Source organism: Ruegeria sp. C8, assembly GCF_056537565.1.
This window is the reverse complement of record NZ_JBQFRV010000005.1, coordinates 40,050-54,764: the sequence shown is the minus strand read 5'-3', so window position 1 is coordinate 54,764 and position 14,715 is coordinate 40,050. Positions and strand designations below refer to the sequence as shown.

Sequence of the window (14,715 nt, the reverse complement as noted above, 5' to 3'; positions counted from 1 at the left end):
CACGACCGAAAACAAATTGAAAGTGACTAGGCATAGCTGAAACAAGCCTCCGATTTAAATATGAACTTCTGCTGATTTCACTTGGGAATTGCGCCAAAAAGGACGCTTTGCACCAATGGCGACCAAGTGTGATATGCAAATTTCAAATAGGGTTAATGTTAATAAAATATGCTATTATTCTGCGCCAAAATCCCCAAAATGTCAATCAAATGCCGCCCCCGGCGGCGCTCTGGGCGGCATTTGGAACCGTGGGCACGGCACCCTTTCTGAACGGTGACAGATGTGGAATGTCGCTCAGCTCTAAGGTGAAGGTCGCGTTTTTGGGGCAATTATACCGCGCATGCAGCCCAAAACACCGACGGCCCTTTGCGGCAGTTCGTCCAACCTTCAAGTTGCTGCGGCGGCAGGCGCAACAACAGACATTAGTGCGAGGGCGTGAACTATGAGCAGGCAATGACCTGGGCGCGGACCAAGCCGAGGATCGACTATTTCGCTCTTACACCGCTTTGTATTCTGGAAGTTTGGACAAGGCAGACTTCAAGGCGTCGCCCCAACCTTCCGATATCGTTCGAAAGTACTGATCGTCATTCTCAAACCTGGACCTCGTGCCAGCCTCAAGGCTGTCTTCATCGTAAAGCAGTAGATCCAACGGTGCCCCAACAGACAAGTTTGCCTTGATCGTGGAATCGAAGCTGACGAGCAAGAGTTTCACGGTCTCTGGAAAGCTCATTTCGGGATCGTAGGCACGCACCAGAATTGGGCGGCCGTATTTTGTCTCTCCGATCTGAAAGAATGGGGTGTCGTCGCCTGCCTCGATAAAGTTGCCTTCGGGGTAGATAAGGAACAATCGAGACGGCCCACCCTTAATCTGCCCACCCAGAATGAGTGTCGCGTGAAAGGCGCTGTCAGCTTGTTGCCCAGACCGGGCGTGCTCTTCGATGACATCGTTCAGTGTAGCCGCCACCAGTTGCGCGACCTGAAACATTGTCGGCGCTTCCAGAATCGAGGGAGAACGATCTTCCGGCGCCTTTGTACGCTCCTCAAGCAGGCTTACTGTGGCCTGAGTGGTTGCCAGGTTGCCTGCGGTCAGCAGAGTGATCGACCGCTCACCTTCCACCGTCCAGTTGAACATCTTGTTGAAGGTCGAAATGTTATCGACGCCTGCATTCGTCCGCGTATCGGACATGAACACCAGTCCGCGGTTCAGCCGCATGCCCACAGCATAGGTCATTAAGTTCTCCGTTACTGCTGTGCGACTTGCAACTGTACTGTCAATTGCTCGCCCGCTGTCCCAATTCGGTTCCCTATTACCGGCGCAGCTTGGGCATAGTCCAGACCGGTTGCGACGCGTACGTAACGATGATCAGGCGAGATCCCGTTGGAAACGTCAAATCCCACCCATCCGAGCCCGTCCAAATGCACTTCGGCCCAGGCATGGGTCGCGTCCTGCAGCTCCGTTTCGTTCATCATCAGGTAACCCGAAACATAGCGAGCTGGCAGTCCGATCTGTCGAGCGCAGGTAATGAAGATATGCGCATGGTCCTGGCACACGCCGCACCCAGCCGCGAGGGCCTCTTCAGCACTCCAACCCGGATGCGAACTTCCAACTTCATAGGTGACCCGAGATCGAATTCTTTCGGACAAGGCGTGCATCTGTTGAAGCGGTTCGCCTTCAGGCAGCGCGCCGATCACGTCGGCAACCCCTTTTCCTGGCGTTGTCTGAGGCGTGCTCCGATTAAAAAGCCACAGCGGTGTCGACCCTTCGTGGCGTCCCAGGACACCATGTGTGTCTTCCACCGCCACAACGCCTTCGGATATCAAGGAAATGCTTTGGGTATTTGCTTCGAAACTGATCAATTCCACTGTGTTGCGGTGGTAGTCTTCAAAGCTCAGCTCTTTGACCCCTCCGATAACTTCAGTGCTCCAGCGTTCAATGGTCTGGTTGCGAAATGACTTTGGCGTTTTTCTAAGCTGCTGGAGTCCAAAGGGGACCGGCGCGTCGAAATCGTATCGTGTCTCATGGCGAATGTGCAGTTTCATGGGCTACTCATAGAACCGGTAGTCAATCTCGATCTGGCGACTTAAGTTGCCGAGATCTTTCAGAAAATCCTGAATGTATTCATGAAGCCCCAACTCAAAGATATCAGATATCTTCTGGTCCAGATATTTCTCGTACAGTGCATTTGACGCGGCGCATGACGGACCCGCAAAGCCATAGTCTTTCTTCAGGTAGGACAGGTTTTCTTGAATCTTTCTACAACAAAAGTGAAGACTGCGGGGCATCCGCTCATCCAAGATCAAAAACTCAGCGATGTCAGACGGTCGGGTTTTCTGACCGTGGGTCATTCGATAACCGCCGCCAGCACCGACGGAGCGAAGGATGCTTTCCCACTGGATGTTGTCCAGTGACGAGCCGACTGAGAACGCCGTGGGCAACAGAACGTAGTACTTCACGTCCAATATGCGCCCCGTGTTATCGGCCCGTTCGACAAAAGTGCCGATGCGGGTGAAATCGAAAATATCATTGCGCAGCATGGTGCCCAAAGTGGCGCCACGGACCAATGCGGCCTGGTGGCGAATAAGCTCCAGCATGGCCGGCAAGTCGCGCTCATTCACGCGGCGCTTCATCGCCTCGTCAATTTGCATCCAACTTGCGTTTACCGCGCTCCAAACATCGTGGGTCAGTGCGGTTCGAACAAGGCGTGCGTTGTTCCTTGCCTGTTTGATGACCGACTTGATCGAGGATGGGTTGTCGGCATCGCGCAACACCCAATCCACAGCGTTGTCTTTTGAAATGTCATCGTACTTGGCGTGGTATCCATCCAAAACACCAGCCGTTTTCAGTACAGAGCCCCATTCTTCGGCAGAGTTCTTGGAACGGGTCAATGCCATCCTCTGACCTGTTTCAAGCAGCCTCGCCGTGTTTTCCGCCCGTTCGAGGTAACGGGACATCCAGAACAACCCGCCAGCAGTTTTTCCCAGCATGGTCAGTCCTCCAGAACCCAGGTGTCTTTGGTCCCGCCGCCCTGACTTGAGTTCACGACGAGCGACCCTTTCTTCAGCGCCACGCGTGTCAAACCGCCGGGCGTGATATTAACCCCATCTGGAGACACCAAAACAAAGGGGCGCAGATCAACGTGCCTGGGTGCGAGCCCCGAGCGCGCGAAAATTGGAACCGTTGAAAGCGACAGAGTCGGCTGAGCTATATAGTTCCCGGGTCTCTTCTTCAGCTTTTCACGGAAAGCTGAAATCTCTTTCTTGCTGGCCGTAGGGCCAATCAACATGCCGTAACCGCCAGACCCATGTACTTCCTTGACCACGAGGTCGGACAGGTTGTCCAGCACGTAGGACAGAGACTCTGGATCGCTGCAACGCCAGGTGGGTACATTTTGAAGCAGAGGTTTTTCGCCCGTGTAGAATTCAACGATTTCAGGCATGTAGGAGTAGATTGCCTTATCATCCGCAATTCCTGTGCCCGGAGCGTTCGCAATAGTGATGCCCCCCGCGCGGTAGACATCCAGGATGCCAGGAACGCCCAGCGCGCTATCAGGGTTGAAATTCAGCGGGTCTAAGAAATCGTCATCGACCCGTCGATACAGTACGTCGATAGGCTTGTAGCCGCGTGTAGTGCGCATACAAACGCGGCCGTCGACAACCCTCAGATCGTGTCCTTCGACCAACTCCACTGCCATCTGATCCGCAAGAAACGCATGTTCGTAGTAGGCTGAGTTGTAGATACCGGGGGTCAAAACCGCGACCGTGGGCTCTCCCTCTGCACAGGCCGGTGCGCAGGCTGCAAGAGACCGCCTCAAATTTCGCGGGTAGTCGGAAACATTTCGAACATTTGTGGCACTGAAGAGCTCGGGGAACATCTTCAGCATCGTTTCCCGGTTCTCCAGCATATAGCTGACACCGGATGGCGTGCGCGCGTTGTCCTCAAGCACAAAGAACTCATCTGGTCCGGTTCGCACCAGGTCAACACCGACGATATGCGTATAAACCTGACCGGGCGGCGAGACACCGAGCATCTGCGGCAGGAACGCTTCGTTTCCGGCGATCATCTCGGCCGGTACACGTCCGGCCCTTACGATTTCTTGGCGGTGGTAGATGTCGTGAAGAAAGGCATTGATTGCCCGCACCCTTTGTTCGATGCCGCGTTCCAGCCGCTGCCACTCTCGTGCGGAAATGACGCGCGGCACGATATCAAACGGTATCAACCGTTCCTCTGCTTCCGCTTTTCCGTAGACATTAAAGGTTATGCCCGTCAGCCTGAAGACTTCCTCAGCCTCGCGCTGCTTAGCTCTTAGCCGCGATACATCTTCCGCATCAAACCAACGACCGATCTCTTCGTATGGACCTCGGAGCGATCCATCGCTGTTGAACATTTCATCAAAATACTCACTCATGCGAGAAGTTTGACGATCAATTCGGGGTTTTCAAGTCATTCGGTCCTTTTTGGTAAGCACTTCTGGAAGAAACGCCTATTTTTCAAGCGAGTTGGTGCATCCACCAATTTGAACAACGCCGCTGGTTTTTTTGTTCGAATTCATGCGGCTTCGTTGCACAAATCGAGGAGAAGGCTTGCTCCCCCCCTTTCCTCTGACAGACTTATCCTTCGGGCTCTTTGACGAATGCAAGACCCCTTTGAATCAAACACATGATCAGCGAACATTTGGCTGGATTTCGATCCCGCGACTGATACCTTGCCCTCGCATCGGTTTTTAGCTGCACAACATATGTACGAAAAGTCTATTGGAGCACACTTTTGGTCATTCCTTTTCACGTTCGGGAAATGCTTCAACGCATTAAAGCGCGATTTGACGCCGATCAGATACCCCATCAGATGGCGCCAAACGACGCGGAGTTTTCAACACTGCGCCCCTCCCGCAAGCCGACCAAAGAGATGGTCGAACGCTTTTGGGGCAAATTGAAACCCACAGCCAGCGCAGACGATCAAGCACAGATCGCGGATCCGGCGACCATCAAAGACGCCGAAATCTACGGTGCCAATATCGAGAATTTCATCGGGACGGTTAAGCTGCCTGTCGGGGTTATTGGCCCCTTGCGCTTAAACGGGATGAACGCAAATGGCGATTTCCATGTCCCCCTCGCGACCACCGAGGCCGCGCTGGTCGCGTCTTACGCCCGGGGCGCTTACGCCGCCACCCGTTCAGGCGGTGTCAGCACTGCCGTTCTGTACGAAGGTGTGCTCCGTACACCAGCCTTTGTATTTGAGAGCCTGCTAAAGGCTGGGCAATTCGTGGATTGGGTGGTGACAAATGTCGACATACTCCAATCTGCGGCCGAAGCGACAACCCGTCATGGCAAGCTTGTCTCACTGGAGCCGTTCATCGACACCAACGTCGTTTTCCTGATTTGTCGGTATACCACAGGGGATGCTGCGGGTCAGAACATGGTGACCATCGCCACCGACGCCTTGTGCCACGCCATCGCAGATAGCTGCCCTGTCGCGATTGAAAACTGGTATGTCGAAGGTAATTTCTCGGGCGACAAAAAGGCCTCGGCTTTAGGGTTGGTGACGGGGCGCGGGCGGAAGGTCAGCGCTTCGGTCACGCTTCCAGCTGAGATTGTCGAGAAGACGCTGGGAACCACGGTCGAGGCGATGCTGGACTATGGGCGCGTCGCCAATCTGGGGGCACACTTGTCCGGCCAGTTTGGCGCGCAGGCACATTATGCAAACGGGCTGGCGGCGTTCTATATTGCAACCGGACAGGACGCGGCCTGCGTTGCCGAAAGCGCAATGGGCGTCACGCGCATGGAACCTAGAGGCGACGATCTGTTCTGCTCGGTGACACTTCCTAACATCCTTGTCGGCTCGGTCGGTGGCGGGACCGGTTTGCCCAGCCAGACAGCGGCGCTGAATATACTTGGTCTCAAAGGCAACGGATGTGGCACGGCTTTGGCCGAGGTGGCCGCAGCCACATGCCTGTGCGGCGAAATCTCCATCGTCGCCGCGATCGCAGCGGGCCATTTCACCCGCGCCCATGAAAGCCTGGCCCGCCACAGATGAGCATTCAGAACCGATTCTGGATTTACCAGTCCGAGCGTTTTCCGCTGAAGAAAACCGTCCCTCTGCTGCTGGTGTTTTCCTCGGCCAGTATCTGCGTGTCCGCTCGTCTGGCCGACCGCCCCCTGCCCGAGTGGCCCGCCTTTGCCGCCGGTTTTGTGCTGGCCATGGCGTTGTTCTTCCAGATGCGGGTCTGCGATGAGTTCAAGGACGCCGAGGATGACCGGCGGTACAGGCCGGACAGGCCGATCCCACGCGGATTGGTCTCACCAGGCGAAGTCCTGAGCCTGGGATTGCTCACCATCCCATTGGCGCTTGCTGCGGCATGGTTCTCGCACCCTCCCGTTTTGTGGCTGTTGGGTGCGGTCTGGATTTGGCTCGCGGCAATGACGGTGGAATTTGGCGCCCCGGTCTGGCTGAAGGCCCGACCGGTTCTTTACCTGCTTAGCCATATGGCCATCATGCCCTTGATTGACCTGTTGCTAACCGGTCTCGAGTGGCTGCCAGCAGGTGGGGCAGCACCCTCGCTCTGGCTGTTCCTGGCACTGTCCTTTGTGAACGGCTGCGTCCTTGAGATCGGGCGCAAATTATGGGCCCCAGAAAACGAAATCACCGGGGTCGACACCTACTCCGGCCTATGGGGTCCGCGTCTGGCGGGACGTATCTGGATCGGCTGCGTCCTGGTTTCCTACGCCCTGCTTGTCGGCACTGGCAGCGCCACCGGAGTCGGCTGGCCCACCGCCCTGATCGGCGCGCTGGCACTTGTGCCCTGCGGATTTGCCGCCCTCCGCTACATTCAGAAACCCATCGCAAAAGCTCAACACAGGATGGACACGGTATCCGGCCTATGGGTGTTCTTCTGCTATGCTACGGCTGGTTTCCTACCCTTCTTCATCGGAGCCGTTGCATGAGTTTCGTCATTGCGCAATCGGATGCCACCGATGTCTCGGTCGTCGGTGGGAAAGCGGCAGCCCTTTCGCATCTGGCGCAGCACGGGTTTTCCCCGCCCTTATTCTTTGTCATCACCAACGATGCGTTTCGTATGGGGCAATCTGGACCCATCGCGCGAAAGGGCCTGCAATCCGCTATGACCGCCGCGCTTGAAACACTCGGACCCGGACCTTACGCGGTGCGCAGTTCCGGCCGGTCCGAAGATGGTGTGGACCACAGCCATGCAGGACAGTTCGAAACGGTCCTGAAAGTTCCCGGCAAAGATGTGATCGCAGCGGCCAAGCAGGTCTGGCGATCCGGTTTCTCAGCCACGATTGAGACTTATCGGGCGGTCAAATCCGGCGGTGAGGCCGAAGCCCCTGCGATCATCGTGCAATGCATGATCGATGCAAAAGCGGCCGGTGTCGCCTTTTCCGCCGATCCGGTCAGTGGTCGGCGCAATGTGGTCGTGATCTCGGCCATTGACGGGCTTGCGGAGCAGCTTGTGTCAGGCGAAGCGGACGGAGAAGACTGGGTCATTGGTTTGGATGGCACACCAGAAAACACTCTGGACACGCCCGCGCATTTGACCCTGCCCGAGGCACAATCCATTGCAGCCCTCGCCCGAAAGGCCGAGGCGCTGTTCGGTTCCCCTCAGGACATCGAATGGGCGATCGATGCGCAAGGGCTGCATATTCTGCAGGCCCGACCGATCACCACGACCCTGCGCCCGGCGCCGCTTGCAGATCAGACTCTGACCATTTTCGACAATTCCAATATCGTCGAAAGCTATCCGGGGATCGTCAGCCCGCTGACTTATTCCTTTGCTCTGCATGTATATTCTCAGGTGTATCGAGCTTTCGTAAGGCTGCTGGGCGTGTCCCGGCATACGATTGCCCGGAACCCAACCGTGTTTGACAACTTGCTGGGCCGGGTGGACGGGCGCGCCTATTATAATCTGATCAACTGGTATCGCGCGCTGGCGCTGCTGCCCGGGTTTTCGCTAAACCGCGACTACATGGAAACGATGATGGGCGTTTCTGAACCGATGCCACGTGAGGTTACGGATGCTCTTGCCCCGCCGCCCGCCGCCGGCTGGCGCAAACTTGTGGAATACGCGAAACTGTTAAAGGTTGCGGGCGGCCTTATCTGGCAAGCCGTCCGACTGCCACGGACCCGGCGTGATTTTTATCGCAGGTTGAACGACATCTTACAGACAGGGCTGGATGTGGATGCCTCAAATGCGACCGAACTGGCCGCCGAGTATCGTCGCATTGAAAGCACCCTGCTGGATCGTTGGGATGCCCCGCTGATCAACGATTTCCTGTGCATGATTGCCTTTGGCGGCTCTCGCAACCTGTTGCAAAAGTGGCTGGGCGAGGACGGGTTGACCCTGCACAATGACCTCATGATCGGGCAAGGCGATATCGTTTCAGCGGAACCCGCGCAACGCATTGCCCGAATGGGAGAACTGGTCCGGCAGGCAGGTCTTGCCGAGCCGCTAAAGGCCAGTGCGGAACTGTCGGTTTTGTCCGGACACCCCCAGATCGAAGCCGAGATTGATGCCTTTCTTGAGAAGTTCGGCGACCGGTGTACGGAGGAACTCAAACTGGAAAGCGTTCCGCTGCGCGACGACCCGACCAGCCTGTTGCTAGCGATTGCAGCCAGCGCCGAACGTCCCACGACTGGGCGTCAGGAAGGTACTGAGCCGGACTGGAAGGCGCTGTTTCCGTCAAACCCCTTCAAACGGCATTTGGCCAAATGGATTTTGGTCTGGACCAAAGCGCGCGTCCGCGACCGGGAAAACCTGCGCTTTGAGCGCACGCGTATTTTTGGCTACGCCCGGCGTGTGTTTTTAGGCATCGGTCGGGAATTCGCCGCCCGCGACCTGCTGTCCTCACCCAAGCATATATTCTTCCTGACAACACATGAAGTCCTCGGAGCGGTTGAGGGCTTTAGCCTGTCACCTGACCTAAAGGGCATCGTTGCGCGGCGCAAACGCGAGGATGACGCCTCCTCCCGACGCCCCGAACCGCCCGAACGTATCGAAATCCGTGGTCCCGCTATCGCACCGATCTGGTCAGAAGATGTGGAAGCCGAGGCAGATACGGCACGAGTGAAACACGGCACGGGTTGTTCCGCAGGACAGATCAAAGCGCGCGCGCGTGTGATCCGTGACCCGCGCAACGAAGCCCTGAACCCCGGAGACATTCTGGTCGCCCGCCACACCGACCCGGGCTGGATTGCCGTGTTCTCGAACGCCTCCGCCATCGTCGTTGAACGAGGGTCGCTGTTGTCACATTCGGCCATTGTCGCGCGCGAGTTGGGCATCCCTTGCGTTGTCGGCCTGAAAGGCGCCACGCACTGGATCGAAGATGGCGAGATGATCCGTGTAGACGGGGCAAGCGGCGCAGTGGAGCGGTGCGATGGGTAGCAGCGAGATCGAGACAAAAGCGGATTTCGACCATATCCGCTATGCCCAACTGTGGGAGGACGCAGATGTCCTCACCTCAGCCCTGGGTGATTGTGCAGGCAAGACACTTGTGTCAATCTGCTCAGCCGGGGACAATGCGCTGGCAATGCTGATACTCGATCCTGCGCGCGTTGTGGTTTTGGACCTGTCACCGGCGCAGATTGCCTGCCTCAAGCTTCGGATCGCGGCCTATCAGGTTCTGACCCATCCGGAATTCGTAGAACTCACAGGCTCGCGCGCAAGTACGCGACGGGGTGCATTATTGAACCGGGTTTTAGAGGCCACCGATACTGAGACGCGCGCCTTCTGGCAGACGCTAACCCCGGAGGTTGAAAGACATGGTATCGGCGGCGTCGGTAAGTTCGAGCGCTATTTTCGCATCTTCCGAAGCTGGCTGCTGCCACTGGTGCATTCTCGTAGGACCATTGACGCAGTGTTCACCCCCCGCTCGCCGACAGAGCGCCAAACCTTTTTCGACACGCGGTTCAACACGGTTCGATGGCGGCTGTTGCTGAACCTCTTCTTCTCGCGTTTCGTCATGGGGCGCATGGGTCGGGACAGTGCGTTCTTCGACCATGTCGAGGGCAGCCCCGCCCAACATGTCGCCCGCCGTATCCGTCATGCAGGGGTTACCACTGATCCCTCGCAAAACCCCTATATGCACTGGATTCTCAAGGGCAACCACGGCGACGCGCTGCCGATGGCCTGGCGGCCCGAGCACTATGAGGCGATCCGATCCCGGTTGGATCGTCTGGACATACGCCTCGGATCGTTGGAGGCTTTTGTTTCAACCAGTGAAAAAGCCAGTGGTTTCAACCTTTCCGACATCTTTGAATACATGTCCCCCGAGACCTTCCCGCAGGTTTACGGCTCTATCCTGACCGCCGCCGAACCAAACGCCCGATTGGTCTATTGGAACATGATGGCGCCCCGCCGAGTTCCTTCGAAATACTCAAACCGTGTCAAAACCCTGACTAACATCGAAACCCAGCAGAAAGCCCGCGACATGGCATTCTTCTATTCCGATTTCGTCGTCGAAGAGGTTCTGCCGTGACTGTTCTTGGGCAGATTCCGCTTGCGGCGGGGTCCGTGGTCGCCTTGATCGGCGTCATGATGGTCATACGGTATCTGGCCAAAACGGCGGGGTTGAGTGCCGAAGTACAGCGCAAACTTATGCATGTCAGTACCGGCCTCTTTGCACTGCTTTTACCTTGGCTCTTTCCCGATCGTTGGCCGGTTTACATGCTGATTGCAGCCACAATACTGGTGATGCTGGTGCTCCGCCTTCCGCGCTTTTCATCGGGTCTGGGCGCGACTCTGCATGGGGTAGAGCGTACGTCCTACGGTGACTTTCTGCTCGCCTTGTCGGTTGGGCTTTGCTTCCTGCTGGCTGGGGAAAACACACTGTTCTACATCCTGCCGATTGCTGTTCTGACACTGGCGGATGCCGCCGCTGCGCTGGCCGGAACTACCTATGGAACCAAACGCTACGTGGTGGAGGATGGCGACAAGAGCTTGGAAGGCTCAGTCGTGTTTTTTGTCGTAACGCTGTTGGTTGCGATCATCTGCTTCTTGTTCATGTCGAGCCTCCCACCGTCCAACATCATGATGTTGTGCCTCATGGTGGCGGGTTTTGGCACATTGGTCGAAGCGCAGAGTTGGCGCGGGTTTGACAACCTGTTCCTACCGCTTGGCTTGTTGATTTTTCTGAACGGCCACTACCACAGCTCTTTGGCAGAACTCGCCCTGTTGGCTGCTCTGTTCTTTGCTGCTCTTACCAGTTTCGGCGTGGTTGGAACCAAACTGGGCCTGACCAAACATGCGACCCGTGTTTATGTTGTTGCGGTTTTTTTGCTGCTGGCCGCCGCAAAATTGCAGAACACAGTACTGCCGATCATGGTTCTTGCTGCGCACGGATGGGCGCGCACTGCTTCTCCTTGTGACAGCAAGTACCCCGATCTGGATATCATCGCCGCCTTGGGTCTTTTGGGGTTTGGTTGGCTTGCGATGGGTAATGCAACAGGATGGGATGCGATTTCCTTTTTTGGGCTAAGTGCAATGGGGCTGGCCATGGGGCATATCGCGGTGGCGCTGCGTTCTAGCCCAATCGCGATACCGCTTGCTGCAGCTGTTTTGTTCGCCATACGGACTTGGGTTGTTTACCAGAATTCCGAACAGTCGAACTGGGCCGAGCCTCTGACGGCTTTGGCACTGTTTTCACTCTTTCTTACAGCCGCAGTGCCGTTGGCTCGACCACAATGGTTCGAAAAAGACAGAGTGTCTAGACTCACGCTGTTGGCCCTCGCCCTGCCCTTGTTTTACTACGTTTGGTTCCTTGCCAGATCACTTGGTGCAGGGGTCTTTGCCGGAGTTGGTTCATGATCAAAGAGACCATCAAAACAGCGGATGCAAAATTGACTGTCTATCTGAACGGCCCGCACTGGGAGGGCGCGCCGACAGCAACTTTCGGTGATTTTTCCTGCAAAACGTCTGGGGCCGGTGCTGAAATCCTGCGCGAGGGGATCGAGCGGGTACAAGACGCGGGCCTCGACCGCATTATTGGGCCGATGTCGGGCGATACCTGGCACAGCTACCGGTTCGTCTCGGACAGCGATGGGTCCGCTCCGTTCCTGATGGAACCCAGCAACAAGTCCCATGAGCCCGAGGTATTCCGGTCGGCTGGGTTTGCAGAGATCAGCCGGTATTTCTCGGCCCGGGTGCCGCTGCAGGCCGCTGCTGCGACCGCACCACCGGACGGCGACGGGCTCGTGGTGGAAGCTTGGGACGGAACGGACCCCGAGGCCCTGTTTCGTCAGGTCTTTGAACTCTCAACCCGGGCGTTCTCAAACAACGCGTTCTACAAGCCAATATCCGAGGCCGATTTTCTGGCCATGTATTTGCCGGTTGTGCCGATAATGAAGCGCGACCTGATCCTGTTTGCGCGCCGCAACGACGGAACCCTGGCAGGGTTTTTGTTCGGCATTCCCAACTATGCCGAAGGCCCCAATCCGAAATCCGCCATCCTTAAGACCTACGCCAGTCTCGAACCGGGAGCTGGGCGGCATTTGGCCCACAGGTTTCACAAGATAGCCTTCATCATGGGGTACGACATGGCAATTCATGCGCTGATCCATGATGACAACACCTCGGCGGACCGCAGCGCCGCCGAAGGTGCGACGATTTTTCGGCGCTATACCCTGCTTGGACGCAAGCTGAATGGCTGACCTGTTGTCCCATTTCGCCGCTGCGGTTGAGCGGGTTCCAAACCAGACCGCCATCGTAGACGGCAAAGGGCACCAAGTGAGATTTCATGCCCTACACAAACGCGTTCAACAATTGGCGGGTCGGTGGCAAGAGTGGGGCATCCAACCGGGGGATCGTGTGCTGTTGGCAATGCCGGTCAACGCGGACCTCTATGCCAGCCTGGCCGCCCTGTGGTCCCTTGGCGCCACCGTAGTCTTGCCGGAGCCAGCCATGGGACTGGCCGGTCTGCGCCATACCATTCGGACAACAAACCCAAAAGCGTTCTGTTCGGCGGGCCCGTATTCCTTGCTAAAGTTTCTGCTTCCCAGCCTTTGGACCCTTCCCTTGCTCACGCCCCGAGAAGGCCACATCACCCCGACAGTGCACAAGGTGCAACCGGATGATATCGCCCTGATCTCCTTCACCTCCGGCACAACAGGTCAGCCCAAAGCCATTCCCCGCTCGCACGCGTTTCTGATGGCACAGCACGATGCGATCGCACCCCTCCTCCACAGCAGCAATTCCGAGCGGGACCTGGTCGCCTTTCCGGTGTTCACCCTGATCAATCTGGCGGCCGGGCGCACAAGTGTTTTACCTAATTGGAAGCTCAGCAAACTGGACCGCCTATCACCCACGCAGTTGGAACGGTGGATTCAGGCACAGAACGTCACCCGCGCTCTGATCCCGCCATCACTGTGCGAAAAGCTGGTTCGATCCGAGGACACAGGGCCGTTGCACACGGTATTCACCGGCGGTGGCCCGGTGTTTCCAAACCTGGTGGAGACATTGAGAAGCCGGCACAGGCTGTCGGTTGTGTGCGTCTACGGCTCGACCGAAGCTGAACCAATCGCGCATCTCAATGCCCTCGACATCTCGGAGGAGGATTACCGCGACATGGCTTCTGGAAGGGGGCTGCTCGTGGGCTATCCGGTCCCTGATATCACGCTCCGCATTCGCGACAACGAGATTCAGGTCGCCGGCGCACATGTGAATGAAGGGTATTTGGACCCAAATCACTCACGGCAAAACAAAGTCCAGGAAGGTGACATTGTTTGGCACCGGACTGGTGACGCGGGCACGCTGGATGATGACGGACGTTTGTGGCTTTGGGGGCGTATCGGGTCCGAAATTGAAGTCGCTTCAGGTACGCTTTTCCCCTTTGCCATCGAAGTCGCGGCCCAGCAATGGCCGGGTGTGGATCGATGCGCTTTTGTCACAACGAAAGTAGGCCCCACACTCTGCGTCCAAGGAACACAAAAGTACCTCGAGGATTGGAAGCGTTCTGCGCTTGGGTTTGGCGTTCCCAATGTGGTGTCGATTGAGAGCATCCCTATGGACAAGCGCCATGCCTCCAAAGTCGATCGCACGAAACTGGAAAGTAGCCAATTAATTTAGGCATAATACGGCTCAACAATCCCTGCGTGCTTCACCTTTCAGCCCTTCCTGCGAATGGTTGAAATACCCATCAACCACATACAAAACAAACAGGCGACAAGCCGTCCGATGGGCAAAGAGCTACCATCGAACAAGCGCGAATTGAAGCGTCCACAAACATTTGCCAACCCTTGCAAATGAGCTGAACAAGCCAACTTGAGGCAGGTTGGTGTCGGCGACCGATCTGTTCTAGCAGTCCGAGCTTTTGTCGGGAAAAGTACACAAATTCCGCCAACCGAATAGCTTTATGCTCTACAAGGTCGCCAAGGTTGATATGCGACTCGAATTGCGAGATTTACAACCATTGGGTTTTTGTTGGCGTCATATCGAACCGTGAAGATCGCTTAGGCCGGTTATAGTTGACAGGATCTCTGGTTGAGTGGTCAAACGGCCTGTGTCTCCAACACAATTTCACTTGGTTCTGTCTTGCATCAGGCGTTCACCGTACTTGCAGAGAACGGCCGCCGTGAGCGCAAGACGGCTATTGCTGGGATAGCCAAGTACGGCAGCTTAGCGCAAAAGCAGACTTTGCAAAAGCCAACTAAGGGCCGATAGCAGCCCTTTTCCTACTTCACACAATAACGGCTTTGAAGCATGATAATTCTTC

At 56.5% G+C, this 14,715-nt stretch carries 11 protein-coding genes; 7 read left to right on the top strand and 4 right to left on the bottom strand.

Features of this window, described 5'->3' with window-relative positions; all coding sequences use genetic code 11:
* Positions 1-496: 496 nt before the first annotated feature.
* The 4 genes from ACR0KL_RS08570 to ACR0KL_RS08555 are packed head-to-tail and all read right to left on the bottom strand — an operon-like array spanning position 497 to position 4,406.
* Complete coding sequence (locus ACR0KL_RS08570; RefSeq protein WP_170678193.1) at positions 497-1,231, bottom strand: proteasome-type protease; 735 nt, start codon at positions 1,229-1,231, stop codon at positions 497-499.
* Positions 1,232-1,242: 11 nt separating this feature from the next.
* Positions 1,243-2,040: a transglutaminase-like domain-containing protein gene (locus tag ACR0KL_RS08565; protein WP_170678195.1), complete on the bottom strand. Its 798-nt coding sequence runs from the start codon at positions 2,038-2,040 to the stop codon at positions 1,243-1,245.
* A gap of 3 nt (positions 2,041-2,043) precedes the next feature.
* Positions 2,044-2,985, bottom strand: coding sequence for an alpha-E domain-containing protein (locus ACR0KL_RS08560; RefSeq protein ID WP_170642552.1), 942 nt, complete (start codon positions 2,983-2,985; stop codon positions 2,044-2,046).
* 2 nt (positions 2,986-2,987) lie between these two features.
* Positions 2,988-4,406: a circularly permuted type 2 ATP-grasp protein gene (locus tag ACR0KL_RS08555; RefSeq protein ID WP_170638005.1), complete on the bottom strand. Its 1,419-nt coding sequence runs from the start codon at positions 4,404-4,406 to the stop codon at positions 2,988-2,990.
* 386 nt (positions 4,407-4,792) lie between these two features.
* On the opposite strand from ACR0KL_RS08555, the gene ACR0KL_RS08550 reads away from it, so the two are divergent.
* The 7 genes from ACR0KL_RS08550 to ACR0KL_RS08520 are packed head-to-tail and all read left to right on the top strand — an operon-like array spanning position 4,793 to position 14,069.
* Entirely contained in the window at positions 4,793-6,031 is a 1,239-nt protein-coding gene (locus tag ACR0KL_RS08550; RefSeq protein ID WP_170678197.1) for a hydroxymethylglutaryl-CoA reductase, read from the top strand.
* Positions 6,028-6,939 (top strand): UbiA family prenyltransferase, encoded by a 912-nt coding sequence (locus tag ACR0KL_RS08545; protein WP_170678199.1) that lies wholly within the window; start codon positions 6,028-6,030, stop codon positions 6,937-6,939. The genes ACR0KL_RS08550 and ACR0KL_RS08545 overlap by 4 nt, the downstream gene beginning before the upstream one ends.
* Positions 6,936-9,392: a PEP/pyruvate-binding domain-containing protein gene (locus tag ACR0KL_RS08540; RefSeq protein ID WP_170678201.1), complete on the top strand. Its 2,457-nt coding sequence runs from the start codon at positions 6,936-6,938 to the stop codon at positions 9,390-9,392. Before ACR0KL_RS08545 ends, ACR0KL_RS08540 begins: the two co-directional genes overlap by 4 nt.
* Positions 9,385-10,485 carry a DUF3419 family protein gene (locus tag ACR0KL_RS08535; RefSeq protein WP_170678202.1) on the top strand — a complete coding sequence of 367 codons (1,101 nt, stop codon included), beginning with the start codon at positions 9,385-9,387 and terminating at the stop codon, positions 10,483-10,485. Before ACR0KL_RS08540 ends, ACR0KL_RS08535 begins: the two co-directional genes overlap by 8 nt.
* Positions 10,482-11,813, top strand: coding sequence for a hypothetical protein (locus ACR0KL_RS08530; RefSeq protein ID WP_170678204.1), 1,332 nt, complete (start codon positions 10,482-10,484; stop codon positions 11,811-11,813). Before ACR0KL_RS08535 ends, ACR0KL_RS08530 begins: the two co-directional genes overlap by 4 nt.
* A complete protein-coding gene (locus ACR0KL_RS08525) occupies positions 11,810-12,655 on the top strand; it encodes a hypothetical protein (protein WP_170678206.1) in 846 nt (281 codons plus the stop codon). Before ACR0KL_RS08530 ends, ACR0KL_RS08525 begins: the two co-directional genes overlap by 4 nt.
* Positions 12,648-14,069, top strand: coding sequence for an AMP-binding protein (locus ACR0KL_RS08520; protein WP_480554840.1), 1,422 nt, complete (start codon positions 12,648-12,650; stop codon positions 14,067-14,069). Before ACR0KL_RS08525 ends, ACR0KL_RS08520 begins: the two co-directional genes overlap by 8 nt.
* The last annotated feature ends 646 nt before the right edge of the window (positions 14,070-14,715 follow it).